The sequence below is a fragment of the Candidatus Tisiphia endosymbiont of Neophilaenus lineatus genome (assembly GCF_964264975.1).
In the GTDB taxonomy this organism is placed as follows: Bacteria; Pseudomonadota; Alphaproteobacteria; order Rickettsiales; family Rickettsiaceae; genus Tisiphia.
Genome location: NZ_OZ183649.1, coordinates 933,880 through 946,284, shown reverse-complemented (window position 1 = coordinate 946,284; position 12,405 = coordinate 933,880). Strand labels below are relative to the sequence as shown.

At 33.7% G+C, this 12,405-nt stretch carries 14 protein-coding genes and 1 tRNA gene; 7 read left to right on the top strand and 8 right to left on the bottom strand.

All coding sequences use genetic code 11. The features are described from left to right. Positions 1-102: 102 nt before the first annotated feature. A complete protein-coding gene (locus ACFE3K_RS05570; RefSeq protein WP_375358587.1) occupies positions 103-1,680 on the bottom strand; it encodes a lysine--tRNA ligase in 1,578 nt (525 codons plus the stop codon). Positions 1,681-1,953: 273 nt separating this feature from the next. On the opposite strand from ACFE3K_RS05570, the gene ACFE3K_RS05565 reads away from it, so the two are divergent. Then, positions 1,954-2,478: a disulfide bond formation protein B gene (locus tag ACFE3K_RS05565; protein ID WP_375358586.1), complete on the top strand. Its 525-nt coding sequence runs from the start codon at positions 1,954-1,956 to the stop codon at positions 2,476-2,478. Between the two features lie 70 nt (positions 2,479-2,548). Here ACFE3K_RS05565 and ACFE3K_RS05560 read toward each other — a convergent pair whose 3' ends face one another. The 4 genes from ACFE3K_RS05560 to ACFE3K_RS05545 all read right to left on the bottom strand — a co-directional run bounded on the left by ACFE3K_RS05560 (position 2,549) and on the right by ACFE3K_RS05545 (position 4,824). Beyond that, a complete protein-coding gene (locus ACFE3K_RS05560) occupies positions 2,549-3,316 on the bottom strand; it encodes an energy transducer TonB (RefSeq protein ID WP_375358585.1) in 768 nt (255 codons plus the stop codon). Continuing rightward, on the bottom strand, positions 3,306-3,740 hold the full coding sequence (gene tolR, locus ACFE3K_RS05555; protein ID WP_341747488.1) for a protein TolR: 435 nt from the start codon (positions 3,738-3,740) through the stop codon (positions 3,306-3,308). The genes ACFE3K_RS05560 and tolR overlap by 11 nt, the downstream gene beginning before the upstream one ends. Then, positions 3,740-4,465: a protein TolQ gene (gene tolQ, locus ACFE3K_RS05550; protein ID WP_375358584.1), complete on the bottom strand. Its 726-nt coding sequence runs from the start codon at positions 4,463-4,465 to the stop codon at positions 3,740-3,742. The genes tolR and tolQ overlap by 1 nt, the downstream gene beginning before the upstream one ends. Before the next feature lie 274 nt (positions 4,466-4,739). Further along, positions 4,740-4,824 (bottom strand) — tRNA-Leu (locus ACFE3K_RS05545). Between the two features lie 258 nt (positions 4,825-5,082). Between ACFE3K_RS05545 and ACFE3K_RS05540 the strand changes: the two genes are divergently transcribed. The 4 genes from ACFE3K_RS05540 (at position 5,083) to ACFE3K_RS05525 (ending at position 7,790) form a co-directional block, all read left to right on the top strand. Beyond that, the gene (locus tag ACFE3K_RS05540; protein ID WP_375358583.1) at positions 5,083-6,072 is read left to right on the top strand and encodes a hypothetical protein; all 990 of its coding nucleotides are present in this window, start codon (positions 5,083-5,085) and stop codon (positions 6,070-6,072) included. A 247-nt stretch (positions 6,073-6,319) separates the two neighbouring features. Beyond that, on the top strand, positions 6,320-6,583 hold the full coding sequence (locus ACFE3K_RS05535) for a hypothetical protein (protein ID WP_375358582.1): 264 nt from the start codon (positions 6,320-6,322) through the stop codon (positions 6,581-6,583). Between the two features lie 70 nt (positions 6,584-6,653). After that, on the top strand, positions 6,654-6,881 hold the full coding sequence (locus tag ACFE3K_RS05530; protein WP_375358581.1) for a hypothetical protein: 228 nt from the start codon (positions 6,654-6,656) through the stop codon (positions 6,879-6,881). Between the two features lie 174 nt (positions 6,882-7,055). Continuing rightward, complete coding sequence (locus ACFE3K_RS05525; RefSeq protein WP_375358580.1) at positions 7,056-7,790, top strand: Bax inhibitor-1/YccA family protein; 735 nt, start codon at positions 7,056-7,058, stop codon at positions 7,788-7,790. Positions 7,791-8,253: 463 nt separating this feature from the next. Here the strand turns inward: ACFE3K_RS05525 and ACFE3K_RS05515 are convergent, their stop codons facing one another. The 3 genes from ACFE3K_RS05515 to ubiG form a co-directional block, all read right to left on the bottom strand. Continuing rightward, on the bottom strand, positions 8,254-8,814 hold the full coding sequence (locus ACFE3K_RS05515) for a DUF6314 family protein (RefSeq protein ID WP_375358578.1): 561 nt from the start codon (positions 8,812-8,814) through the stop codon (positions 8,254-8,256). Positions 8,815-8,936: 122 nt separating this feature from the next. Further along, the gene (gltX, locus tag ACFE3K_RS05510; RefSeq protein WP_375358577.1) at positions 8,937-10,391 is read right to left on the bottom strand and encodes a glutamate--tRNA ligase; all 1,455 of its coding nucleotides are present in this window, start codon (positions 10,389-10,391) and stop codon (positions 8,937-8,939) included. 16 nt (positions 10,392-10,407) lie between these two features. Next, a complete protein-coding gene (ubiG, locus tag ACFE3K_RS05505; RefSeq protein WP_375358576.1) occupies positions 10,408-11,166 on the bottom strand; it encodes a bifunctional 2-polyprenyl-6-hydroxyphenol methylase/3-demethylubiquinol 3-O-methyltransferase UbiG in 759 nt (252 codons plus the stop codon). Positions 11,167-11,387: 221 nt separating this feature from the next. On the opposite strand from ubiG, the gene ACFE3K_RS05500 reads away from it, so the two are divergent. Next, positions 11,388-11,837 carry a helix-turn-helix domain-containing protein gene (locus ACFE3K_RS05500; RefSeq protein ID WP_375358575.1) on the top strand — a complete coding sequence of 150 codons (450 nt, stop codon included), beginning with the start codon at positions 11,388-11,390 and terminating at the stop codon, positions 11,835-11,837. Beyond that, a complete protein-coding gene (locus ACFE3K_RS05495) occupies positions 11,746-12,390 on the top strand; it encodes an IS630 family transposase (protein ID WP_375358574.1) in 645 nt (214 codons plus the stop codon). Before ACFE3K_RS05500 ends, ACFE3K_RS05495 begins: the two co-directional genes overlap by 92 nt. The last annotated feature ends 15 nt before the right edge of the window (positions 12,391-12,405 follow it).

The following is a 12,405-nucleotide window of genomic DNA, read 5'->3' as shown; positions in this document are numbered from 1 at the left end:
GGTAATATTAACCTAGCTATTTGAGTACCTATTTATCAGTTAAAAACCCATTTTATAACACCGTGTTCATTATTGCAATTAGTATTACATCGACACTTAAGATTAAACTAGTTTCTGTTGAATCAAATTTATAGAGTCCTTAATACCAAAAAGCTTAATAAAAGACCCAAGCCTTGGTCCTTCAGTTTGCCCAAGTAATATTTGATATAATTCTTTAAAATAATCTCGTAAATTACTATAACCATGATTATTACCTATATCATAAATCCTCTCTTGAATTTGTTCGGAAGTAATATCTACTGGTAAAGCAGATAACATAGTGCTGATTTCTTGTAAGATAATTCTCTGCTGAGCATCAGGGGTTAAATAACGCTTATTCGCTTTAATAAAGTCATTATAATAATCAATGGCAAAATTTGTTAAATGATCAAGATACGGAGCATTTTGCTTCGTCGCCTCTGGAGCATATTTACTGATGAACCCCCAAAGTACCGATTTATCTTCGGGATTACAAACCGATGCTAGGTTAAGCAATAAGCTAAAACTAATGCCAAAAGTTTCGATATTAGGCACATTCCCGTGATGAATATGATGTACTGGATTCGCAAAACGCTTTACTTGATCTAGTTCTAAATGATACCTTTTATTAAAGGTAATATATTCATCAACATTTTTAGGTATCACATCAAAATGTAAACGTTTGGCTCTTGTTGGATTTTGGTACATAAATAACGACATACTTTCCATCGGTGCATATTGCAGCCATTGATCAACAGTAATGCCATTTCCTGTAGATTTAGAGATTTTCTCTCCGCTTTCATTAAGAAATAATTCATAAAAAAATTGTACTGGTGGAATCCCCTCTAAAATTCGACAAATCTCAGAATATAACCTAGCATTAGGCATATGCTCCTTACCATACATTTCATAATCCACTTGCAGGGCAGCCCACCGCATACCCAAATCAGGTTTCCATTGCAGCTTACAATGTCCCTTTGTCACAGGAACTTCCACAAACTTCCCTTCATTGTCTTTATAGGTAATAGTAGCGGCTAAGCGATCGATCTTTGCAATAGGTACTTGTAGTACCATACCGGTTTTTGGACAAATTGGCATAAAAGGTGAATAAGTTGCCTGTCGTTCTTCTCGAAAAGTTGGTAACATTAGAGCCATTATTTCATCATATTTGTCTATGACTTTAAGCATCATCTGATCAAATAAACTGGATTTATAACATTCTGTACTACTAAAAAATTCATATTTGAAGCCAAATCTATCTAAAAATGAGCGAAGCTTAGCGTTCATATAATGTCCATAACTTTCACATTCGCCAAAAGGATCGGGAATAGATGTTAAAGGCTTGCCAATATGTGATGCCACCATATCAAGGTTTGGGATATTATTTGGGACTTTACGCAAACCATCCATATCATCAGAAAAACAGATAATCTTAGTTGGGATATTGGATAGTTGTTTAAATGCTTCTTGCACCATTATAGATCTAGCAACTTCTGCAAATGTACCTATATGTGGTATCCCTGACGGTCCATAACCAGTTTCAAATAATACATAACCTTTAGCTGGAATTTTGCTACCCAGTTGATCTAATATTTTTTTTGCTTCTAAAAAAGGCCAAGCATGTGATTTAACAGCATCTTCTAAAATTTCTAATTCTGACATCTATAATATCCATTTCCATATAGTTTGATTTCGCATATTGAATATACTCGGTGAACTTCAAGAATTGGCGTCGTCGTGTCTAAAGATCTCCGCTGCTCACGTACTAATGTACGCTCCGCTGCTCGACTTTAACACTCCTAGCTCTTCTTGAAGTTGACCTTCGTCTACCAACTCTTCATTTACGAGCAGTAATATACGTGGTTTCTGTAAATTTATCTCTTGAGTTTTTTCTAATATTCTTAGACAATAGCACTTAAAAATTAGTATTTACTTATGACTATTCTTTCTATTGTCCATTTTATTCGCAAAGATAGCTTTAGAGTTTTACATATAGCCCTAATTTGTACATGCATCTTTGCCTTATCTTTGGCTTATTTTGTAGAATATATATTACATTTTTTACCTTGCCCTTTGTGTATTTATCAAAGATTCCCATATTTATTTATAATCAAGATTTCAGTTGTAGCGATTCTTATTAAGAAAATCAGCAAATATACTTTATTTTTTATCGTTCTAAATTTATTAGGTGCTTGTATATTAGCAGGCTATCATAGTGGAGTGGAAAGAGGGATATTTGAACCAAGTAGTCTTTGTTCAACTTTAATCCATATTCCAAAGCACTTATCCATTCAAGATATTAAAGAAATATTTTATAGCCAACCTATTGCGACTTGCACAAAACCGGCAATTAAATTATTTGATATATCTATGACAGAATGGAATTTACTACTAAACCTATCTTTATTATTTGCCGTACTCTTTATTTGGTTTTATCCTAATCCCAAATCCGAAAATTAATACTAATATAAAGGAAATTTGACTAGCACTAAGTATAAATCTTGAAAAATATAATAATTATGCAAGTATTTTACATACTTGGATCAAAAAGAAAATTAAATTCTTTCCAGCTATTGTAACGCTGAGGGTCTAGATTATTAATAGGACTTGCTTGCCATACTGCTCTCATTGCACTGTCAGATAGAGCGTCACAAGCTATTTTTGTTATATTTGGGCACATTGTTTCTTTGACTTTTACTTCTTTGACACTGCCATCTTGATTTAAAGCTATATACAAAGTTACCCGTAGCTGCTCAAGGTTTTGTATCCCAATAGGTTTGCTCCATACTCTCTCTATTTGTTGTTTAATTAGAGATATTTCACTGATGGAAAGAGGCAATGTGTCATCGTAAGGACCTTTTGATTCTTGGGTTTCTTTATTTTCTTTGGACCTAGCTTGTTTATTTGATTTTGCACTCGACCCTTCAGATGATTGTTCTAAATTTTTAAGCAAAGAATCTAAGTCACTTTTATTAGGAATTTTCTTTTTTTTCTCGAGTGGCTTCTTTGTTTCTACAGTTTTTTTTTCTTCTGCAGGCTTCTTCTTTTCTATAGGCTTTGTTTCTACAGGCTTTTTTTCTTCTATAGGCTTCTTCTCTTCTATAGCTTTTTCAGGTTGTTTGGTTTTATTGGGTACATTAGATTGATTACTAATTGGTAACATTTCAAAAACTATTACTTGTTCTTCAGGAGATTTTTTAAACAATGATGGAAGACCAAATAAGAAGAAATATATTATTAGTAAATGAAGTACTACGGAGCAAATAAAAGAAATAGAAAAAATATTATTATTTTTCATTATATTTAATATTTGACACTAGTGCTACCTTAGAAAAGCCTGCTGCATGGATTTCAGATACAACGCTAACTACCTCGCCATATGGCACATTTTTGTCGCCTCTTACAAAAATTCTAATATCTTTCTTTTCTTTTGTAATATTAGTTAGCTTAGTAGCTAAATTTTGTCTCTCTATTTTAGATTCCAATAAATATAATTCTCCTTTGTTGTTAATACTAATCACTAACGGTTCATCTTGTCCTGACAGTGGGCTAGAAGTTGTTTCTGGTAAATCAACATTAATACCGGACACTAGCATTGGAGAGGTTATCATAAAGATGATCAATAGCACTAACATAACATCAACTAGTGGTGTAACGTTGATCTCGCTGACTAAATTACGTCTATATCTTTGGTTATTTGAATTTGGTAATTGTATAGCCATTACATTTTCCCTTCATCTATGGCTCTTGATAGTATAGAACTAAGCTCATTAATGAAATCATCAATTTTATTATTAATCTTAATTATTTGTGAAGAAAGGTAGTTATAAAAAATCACTGCTGGAATTGCTGCAAATAGACCTATTGCTGTTGCAAGTAGAGCTTCTGCAATGCCAGGAGCTACGATAGCAAGTGAGGTATTTTTTGATGCTGCAATAGATTGAAAACTATGCATAATCCCCCAAACAGTACCAAATAACCCTATAAATGGTGTACTAGAAGCAACAGTTGCCAAAAAACCTAAATTTTGCTCTAATCTTTCAAGTTCACGATTCCTTATCAAGTACATAGATTGTATTATTCGCTCTTTATGGCTAATTTTAAGTGCATCAGTGAGGTTGTTAGGATTTTGGCGTTTACATTCGTTCATAGCTGCTACAAAAACTGCAGCAAGAGGATTATTCATTGTTCTTTTAATAGTTTCATGTAACTGATCTAAAACTGCTCCAGACCAAAAAGTAGCTTCGAAAGTTGCAATTTTTTTTCTTATTTGAACTAAATGAACTATCTTATCTATAATTATTGTCCATGCCCAAATTGAAGCGATTACCAAAATTATCATAACAGATTTTCCTATAATATCAGTGGATGATATCATAGAGAAAATTGATAAACCACTTTGTGCTGTAATTTCTACAACGTCATTAATATTGTTATGTGTACTCATTTGATGTAACTAACCTTCATTGCCTAAATATTGTTTCTGTATATATACTCAGCTAGACCTTCAAGAATTAAGGTTTCCGCGACCTAAAGATCGCAGTTGCTCCGTTACTCATGTACACACAGCTAGCTCTTCTTGAAGTTATACCATTTCCGAAAACTAATCATCACGTCGTCGTACTTCATGATCTCCGCTCCTCACGTACTAGTATGTACGCTCCGGTGCTCGACACTCGTACTCCGAGTAGCAATTTAGTTTTGGGAAATGGTATTATAGATGGTACCTCTGGCCGGACTTGAACCAGCACGCCTTTTGAGCTGTAGATTTTGAGTCTACCGTGTCTACCATTCCACCACAGAGGCATTAAATCCCTAAAAATTAGTTCATATTTTTTTAACTTTTGTAGACAAAATAGCAATATCTTTGTATCATGTAAATAACTAAATTGCCTTGGACTAAATTCCGTTACGAATTCGAGAACGGAAATAACGATATATAAGACCATTAGATAGAAATGTTCACACAACCTAAATTATCCTTGTCGTATTTGTTATCTTATCTTGCCAAAGTGATAAGAAGCATAGTTAATTATAGTTAGTTTTAATTAATTAAGGTTTCTTATGAAAAATATATTCAAACCAAAATCAGTTTCTGTTAATTACAAGAACATAGACCTTACAAATCCTAAAGAAAAAGCAAAATTAATAACACAGCTAAGAAAAAAGAATGTCGAGGCTCTTGATTTATCTAATAGTAAGGTTCAATTGGACAAAGAGATATTAGAGGCTATTATAGAAAATCCAATTTCCGAGCTTAATTTATCTAGTAACAATTTGGGAGATGTCGGAGCTGAGCTAGTTGCAGGCATTATTCAGAATAGTAAGCTTAAGATTCTAAAGTTAAGTAATAACCAAATTGGAAGTGAGGGCATGGGAGCTTTGTCATCCGCTTTTGATCATAATGAAACTGTTACTGATCTTGATCTATCGAATAATAATCTAGGAGATAAAGGAGCTGAAAAAGTTGCAACACTTCTTGCTAATAATTCTACTATTACTGATCTAAATTTAGATAATAACGAAATTAGAACAGACGGCATGGTATATTTACCACAATCTCTTTTGAATCGAAACTCTACTAAAATTTCTTTAGCTTCTGCTGATATTCCAGAAAAAGTTATTGCAGATTTTGCAAAAATGTTGCAACATAGTAACAACGTACACTCAATTAACTTCGTGGATAAAGAGCAAAATAATGAGAAAGCAGTGCATGCTCAAAAATTATTTAATACTATAATTAAAATTAGAGATTCCAATGGTCTTGATAAAGAAAGTCAGAAAGAATTTAATAAACTAGTTTGGGAATGTATTGTCCCACGTCCCAAGTGGAAAGATCTTTTTAAGAACTTAGTGACAGACTCTAAGAAACCTTACTCATGTGACCTGCGTACTCCTGATACAGACGGAACGTTAATGATATACAAAATTGGTAGTACTGATATAGTCAAATTTCTTGCCAATCATAAAGCAGCAAATAAATCAGAAGTAGTGCAACAAGGCGAGCTACCTCCATTAGATGAGAAATGGTTCGACAGAACAGTAAGAGAGTAGACGACGCTCTGCCATTAGAGAATGCTGCTGCTCAGAATGTAACAGAATCACTTTTGACATCAGTAGCAGGTAATGCAGGCGTGAAAGGAGCGTATGCACGGCTTAATGATATTCCAGATTCGCCTAGTCTAGAGCAGAGAATGCAGGCAAGAAATCTACGAGGTTATCTCGCAGACACACTTACTCCTAGTTTAAAAGAAGAGCAGAAATACGTACAATAATTGGAGATTATCCTGACGCACTAGCGATGACAATTTTAGGTAATGATAACCTAGATTTTGACCTACTAACTAGGACAATTGTTCATGGTCAAGATGTATCAACAACAGAGAGATTATCGTCCGTTGCTCCTAAAAAAGCTATACTAGAACATAAAGATAACCCAAAAATGCAAACAGAGGCAAAAAAGCTGGGAGAAACTATGTCTCCATATATGGCTTCCACATTTCAAAGTAATGCTACACCCAATACAGGCAAAAAACATGGGCAATCTAGTGGTTTTACAAGATAACTTAATAAAAACTCAGGATTGATATCTACATTTTTAATTTTATAAATCTTACATTTGACATAAATATTGTATGCCCAAAAAAACTAAAAACATAAAAGATGATATAGACAAGGGTTATCTAGCTGACTTAGAAGATAATGAACATAAATTACCTAAAAATAGAAGTACTAATAATAATGCTGAAAGTACTAAAATTTATAATATTTCTATTTGGGACGAAATGAATGCGGCGGATGGCAAGATACATGAGTTGAAACTTTCTGGTAATGATGATAATTCTGATAGTGTTAGTGAATAATACATATTAATCTAGGAAACTAAATTATAAAATTTCCTCTCTAATCTTTTCTTTGCTTTTATAAACGTTTCATGATAACTTAAATAAATATTTCACGTTTTTCTTCTTGAAAAGAAAAGGTATGAAGCTTATACTATTATAGTATAAATAATAACATGATTCATGGGGTTTCTTATGATTGATTACACAAAGACTTTTACTGCTACTCAGAAAACATATGATGTCGGACTGAGAGAATACATGCTGAAAGTCTATAATTATATGGCTTTAGCTCTTGTGCTAACTGGAGTAATGGCTTTTGCTACTATATCATTTGAGCCATTAACTAGGCTTTTATTTCAAGTTGAATCAAATGGACAGTTCATGGGCTATACCGGTTTGGGGACATTGGTAATGATTTCTCCTGTGGGAATTGCTTTGTACTTTTTTATGGGATTTGGCAGGATGAGTCTAGATACTACTAAAGTATTGTTTTGGGTTTATGCTGCTTTAACTGGTATGTCTTTAGCATCCCTCGGGCTTATCTATACAGGAGAGTCAATTGCTCAAACTTTCTTTATTTGTGCATCTGTTTTTGGTGCAATGAGTCTTTATGGGTATAGTACCAATAGGGATTTGACATCAATGGGGTCATTTCTTATCATGGGGTTATTTGGTCTTATCATTGTGTCACTAGTCAACATATTTTTACAAAGCTCAGCTATATATTTTGCAACGTCTCTCATTGGGGTTGGTATATTTATGGGTATTATTGCATGGGATACTCAAAAAATTAAGTCTATGTATTTTATGTCTGGAGGTGGAGAGTTAGGACAAAAAATGTCCATAATGGCCGCTTTTAATTTGTATTTAGACTTTATTAATTTGTTCTTACATCTTCTAAGATTCTTTGGTAATAGAAGAAACTAGTATTACAGTTGTAGTTATACAGAGCTGTTATTTCCGTGAAAGCATAACAATTGTGAGTTAAAAAATTGTCTATTAGCGAAGTGCTGTTGTTAAATCGTCATTGCGAGGAGTCGCTGCAAGCGGCGACGTGGCAATCCAAAAGTTGCAGTGGCAAAAAATACAACAGCAAGCTGTTTATTTGGATTGCCACGCCACTTTGTGGCTCGCGATGACAATTATTTGTTTCTATAATAGACCTCTTTTGAAACTCGCTTATGCTGAGGGATTTGAAGGAGACGCTTTACCTCGAACCACAGCGTACTCTAATTCCGTTACGGATTCGAGTACCGCATCGACGTGCAAATCACCAACTAGAAGTAGAGTTTCGAAAGAGGTCTAATTTAGTATTTTCTGTCATTAGTTGAGACCTTTAAACTGCTCTAGGGTGACATTGAAGGTATGGTAATGTTACATTATATTGAGTTCAGGCTATTCTAGTAAAACTAGTTTTTATCGTATAATTTTTGTTAGGACCTAAAACTTTATAACTCAGTTCAAAAGAATTCTTATTTAAAAATGTGTAATTAGCTTGATAAATATCCAAGTTGCATTGATGTGTACCTTTAGCCTGAACTTTATCCTGAAAAGGAATATTAGAGATAAAATGTAATTGGTAAAATAAACCATTGTTATTTTCATTAACAAAATATTTAACAATTTTGTTTTGCTCTAGAGAGTATAGATACTCCTTAAAAGCTTTTACCCTATTGGTATTACCATAATATTCAACATCAAGCTCCTCTCTGTATAATATACGTGAATGAGGTGAGCGATGTCCTTTATCTTCTATAAAGTAAGCGATTCCTTTAGCTGTACCATAATTGCCTAAAATTCTCGTAATAGCATATGTTCCAACTAGGTTATGAAATATATACTCTTCTACTTTGAAGAATTGTTTCTTTGTAAATACTTGCTGAGATTTCGCGTGCTCACGTACTTCATGTATAGCTAGTCTGCTCACCCCTTGTTTATTGTTCCCATTCATAGGATCATTTAAATTTATTAAATCATTTGAGTATACTCAGATAGAACTTCAAGAATTGGCGTTCCCGCGACCAAAGATCGAAGCTGCCTAGTTACTAATGTACGCTCCGCTGCTCGACTTTGCTACTGCCTAGCTCTTCTTGAAGTTATACTATCGTCTACCAACTCTTCATTTACGAGCAGTATACATTTCAACCTAGCAATAGCATTTTCTTTACCAATTATGGCGATAATTTCAAAAATACTTGGGGAAGCAGTCATGCCTGTTATTAGAGATCTAATGGATTGCATGAGATCTGCAAGTTTAATATTATTATTCTTGGCGATTTCTTTAAATTTTATTTGAATTGAGTCTTTATCAAAATTTTGTAAATTCTTTAATTCCTCAATAACTTGCTCTAGCAAATTTTTATTACAATTCTTGATTATCTCTTTGGCTTCCTCAGAGTAGATAATAGGAACGTTAATCAAGTAAATCTTGGCTAGTTTAGCTAATTCGACTAAATTTGTACTTCTTATCTTCAAGTTTGGCATTGCTTGCTTAATATATTCCGTTTCTTCCGTGGTAATTTTATAAGTTTTTTGCAAATTCTCACAAATCATTTTTGTTAATAGCTTAGCATCAAGCTGACGTAGATAATGAGCATTTAAATTATCCATTTTGGCAAAATCAAGACGGGAAGGTGATTTGCCAAGACCTTCAATGTTAAACCATTCTATAGCTTGTTGTCTTGAAATAATCTCATTATCTTTGTGACTCCATCCTAACCTTAGTAAATAATTACACAAGCTTTCGGGTAAATATCCCATATCTTGGTATGCTTTTATTCCAAGAGCTCCATGTCTTTTAGATAATTTTGCCCCGTCATCACCATGTATTAATGGTATATGTATCATATGTGGCACATCCCAACCAAAGGCTTGATAAAGTAGGATTTGACGAGCAGCGTTAGTTAAATGGTCATCCCCCCTGATAATATGGGTAATCTGCATATCGTGGTCGTCCACTACTACTGCCAACATATAGGTGCTACTTCCATCGCTACGTAACAGCACCATATCATCTAGGTGGGAGTTTTCAATGGTAACATCCCCTTGTAAAGCATCATGGATAGTTGTATAGCTAGTTCTTGGAGCTTTCAGCCTAATCACTGCTTCTGTGGATTGGTAACCTTTCGGAAATTTAGAAGGGTCAGCATCTCGCCAAGGGCTTTGAAATAAAAAATGTTGTTTATTAGCTATAGCATTATCTCGCTGCCGATCTATTTCTTCTTGAGGTGTAAAACAATAATAAGCTTTTCCTTCATCTAGTAATTTCAGAGCTGCTTTTTTGTATAAATCATTTCTTTTAGACTGAAAAATCACTTCACCGTCCCAGTCTAAACCAAGCCATTCCAAACCAGAAAATATGGCATTTACTGCATCTTCGGTTGATCTTGTTTTATCAGTATCCTCAATTCGAAGTAAAAATTTGCCATTATGGTGTTTGGCAAATAAATAATTAAACAATGCTGTCCTTGCCCCGCCAATATGCAAGAAGCCAGTAGGGGAGGGGGCGAATCTAGTAATTATAGTCATAGTATTTTCTTTAAAGTTAATCTAGAGGGAGTTCTGCAAGAGGTCTAGTTAAATAAGCAAAATAATTTACCTCTATATCATCACTCAACTGCCAACTTCTATTGACAATATTATAAGTTAAGCCCTTAAGCTCTTTAAGCTCTATGTTATTTTTACTAAACATAGAATAAATTTCAGATGGTTTAAGAAATTTACTATGGTCATGGGTTTTTTTTAGTATCCAATTAAGCAGGTATTCTGCCATCAAAATAGCTAACATATAAGCTTTTACAGTACGGTTAATTGTTGAAATTATAATCATGCCATTTGGTTTCACTAGATTGGCAAGGTTTTTTACAAAATCACTAGGATTGTCTATATGTTCCATAACTTCTAAACATAGTACCACATCATACTGTTTGCTATTTGAGTATACTAATTCCTCAGCAGTCGATTTAAGATATTGTATATTCAAATTTTCTTCTTTAGCATGCTTCATCGCAATATCTATATTACTTTGTAATGCATCTATGCCAGTAATTGTGCCATTTAGTTTACAGAGAGCAGAGGTAATTAATCCCCCGCCACATCCTACGTCTAAAATATCTAATTTTGAAGGTAGTACTACATCATCATCTATATTAAAATGATCTTTTATCTTATCTATTATATAACCAAGACGAATAGGATTTATTTGATGAAGAATTTTAAACTCTCCATCTTCCTGCCACCACCCGCTAGAAATTTTACTAAACTTTTCTAGTTCTATTTGATTAATAGAAGATTTTGTAGACATATTCCTTTTACTTGGTTATTAAATTATTTAAATCTACTTATAATATACCATAGAAATCATGAAGCACTAAGTGCTATTCTCAAATTATCTAGCAAAAATCGTATAATACTAATTGCAATAATGAACACGGTGTTATAAAATGGGTTTTTAACTGATAAATAGGTACTCAAATAGCTAGGTTAATATTACCGCAAGGTTTTGAAGGTCATGATTTTATAAAAATGATGAAACATGAGCCGCATGGTCGAAATCGTATACGTTTATTGGCGATGTATCACCTTCAATTAGGCAAATCTTGTAAAGCCATATCTGAAATAGTGAAGTCACACTGGAAAACTGTGCAATCATCGCTCAGAAGATTTAGGAATCATGGTTTTGAAGGATTATTTGAATCACAAAGAAGCGGTGCCCCTAGGAAGATTAACAGTATACAAGAGTCTGCTATTTTTGATAAAATCAATACGCTCAGTGAAAGTAAAACTGGTGGGTATATAACTGGAAAGGAGCTACATATCATGTTAGTTGAGGAATATGGTGCTAAATGTGCTTTAAAAACAGTCTACAATACTATGCACCGCCTTGGTTTTAGCTGGATTACTTCTCGTTCAATGCATCCAAAATCAAATCAAGAGACTCAAAATAGATATAAAAAAACTTTCCAGACATGTTAACAAAATTATTAGCAAAAATATCGATAGATGTAAAGTTGATATATGGTCTCAGGATGAAACTAGAGTTGGGCAACAAGGTAGCTTAACTCGTATATGGGCTAAGCGTGGCACTGGACCCCGTAAAGTTCGGCAACAGCAATTTATTTCAACATATATTTACGGAGCTGCTTGCCATGAGACAGGAGAAGCTTGTGCATTAATTTTACCATATGCAAACACACAGGCAATGAATAAATTCTTAGAAGAGCTTTCTCGCAGTATTCAAGGCAACCGACATATAGCTTTACTAACGGATAATGCAGGTTGGCACACAGCCAAAAAACTAACTGTGCCAAGCAATATCACTTTGATACCGCTTCCGCCCTACGCACCGGAACTTAATGCAATGGAACAAGTTTGGGAATGGATTAAAAATCATTTCTTGTCTAACCAATGTTATGGTGTATATGAAGATATCGTTACTATGGCTTGTTACGCTTGGAATCAACTTGCTCATAATGTAGATTTAGTAAAATCAATTATGTATAGAGATTGGATAAATACACCGTGTTAATTATTGCAATTAGTA

What these genes read in the sequence shown, in the direction of transcription:
- ACFE3K_RS05570 (WP_375358587.1), bottom strand. Translation starts at nt 1,680, where the DNA reads ATGTCAGAATTAGAAATTTTAGAAGATGCTGTTAAATCACATGCTTGG.
- ACFE3K_RS05565 (WP_375358586.1), top strand. Translation starts at nt 1,954, where the DNA reads ATGACTATTCTTTCTATTGTCCATTTTATTCGCAAAGATAGCTTTAGA.
- ACFE3K_RS05560 (WP_375358585.1), bottom strand. Translation starts at nt 3,316, where the DNA reads ATGAAAAATAATAATATTTTTTCTATTTCTTTTATTTGCTCCGTAGTA.
- tolR (WP_341747488.1), bottom strand. Translation starts at nt 3,740, where the DNA reads ATGGCTATACAATTACCAAATTCAAATAACCAAAGATATAGACGTAAT.
- tolQ (WP_375358584.1), bottom strand. Translation starts at nt 4,465, where the DNA reads ATGAGTACACATAACAATATTAATGACGTTGTAGAAATTACAGCACAA.
- ACFE3K_RS05540 (WP_375358583.1), top strand. Translation starts at nt 5,083, where the DNA reads ATGAAAAATATATTCAAACCAAAATCAGTTTCTGTTAATTACAAGAAC.
- ACFE3K_RS05535 (WP_375358582.1), top strand. Translation starts at nt 6,320, where the DNA reads ATGACAATTTTAGGTAATGATAACCTAGATTTTGACCTACTAACTAGG.
- ACFE3K_RS05530 (WP_375358581.1), top strand. Translation starts at nt 6,654, where the DNA reads ATGCCCAAAAAAACTAAAAACATAAAAGATGATATAGACAAGGGTTAT.
- ACFE3K_RS05525 (WP_375358580.1), top strand. Translation starts at nt 7,056, where the DNA reads ATGATTGATTACACAAAGACTTTTACTGCTACTCAGAAAACATATGAT.
- ACFE3K_RS05515 (WP_375358578.1), bottom strand. Translation starts at nt 8,814, where the DNA reads ATGAATGGGAACAATAAACAAGGGGTGAGCAGACTAGCTATACATGAA.
- gltX (WP_375358577.1), bottom strand. Translation starts at nt 10,391, where the DNA reads ATGACTATAATTACTAGATTCGCCCCCTCCCCTACTGGCTTCTTGCAT.
- ubiG (WP_375358576.1), bottom strand. Translation starts at nt 11,166, where the DNA reads ATGTCTACAAAATCTTCTATTAATCAAATAGAACTAGAAAAGTTTAGT.
- ACFE3K_RS05500 (WP_375358575.1), top strand. Translation starts at nt 11,388, where the DNA reads ATGATGAAACATGAGCCGCATGGTCGAAATCGTATACGTTTATTGGCG.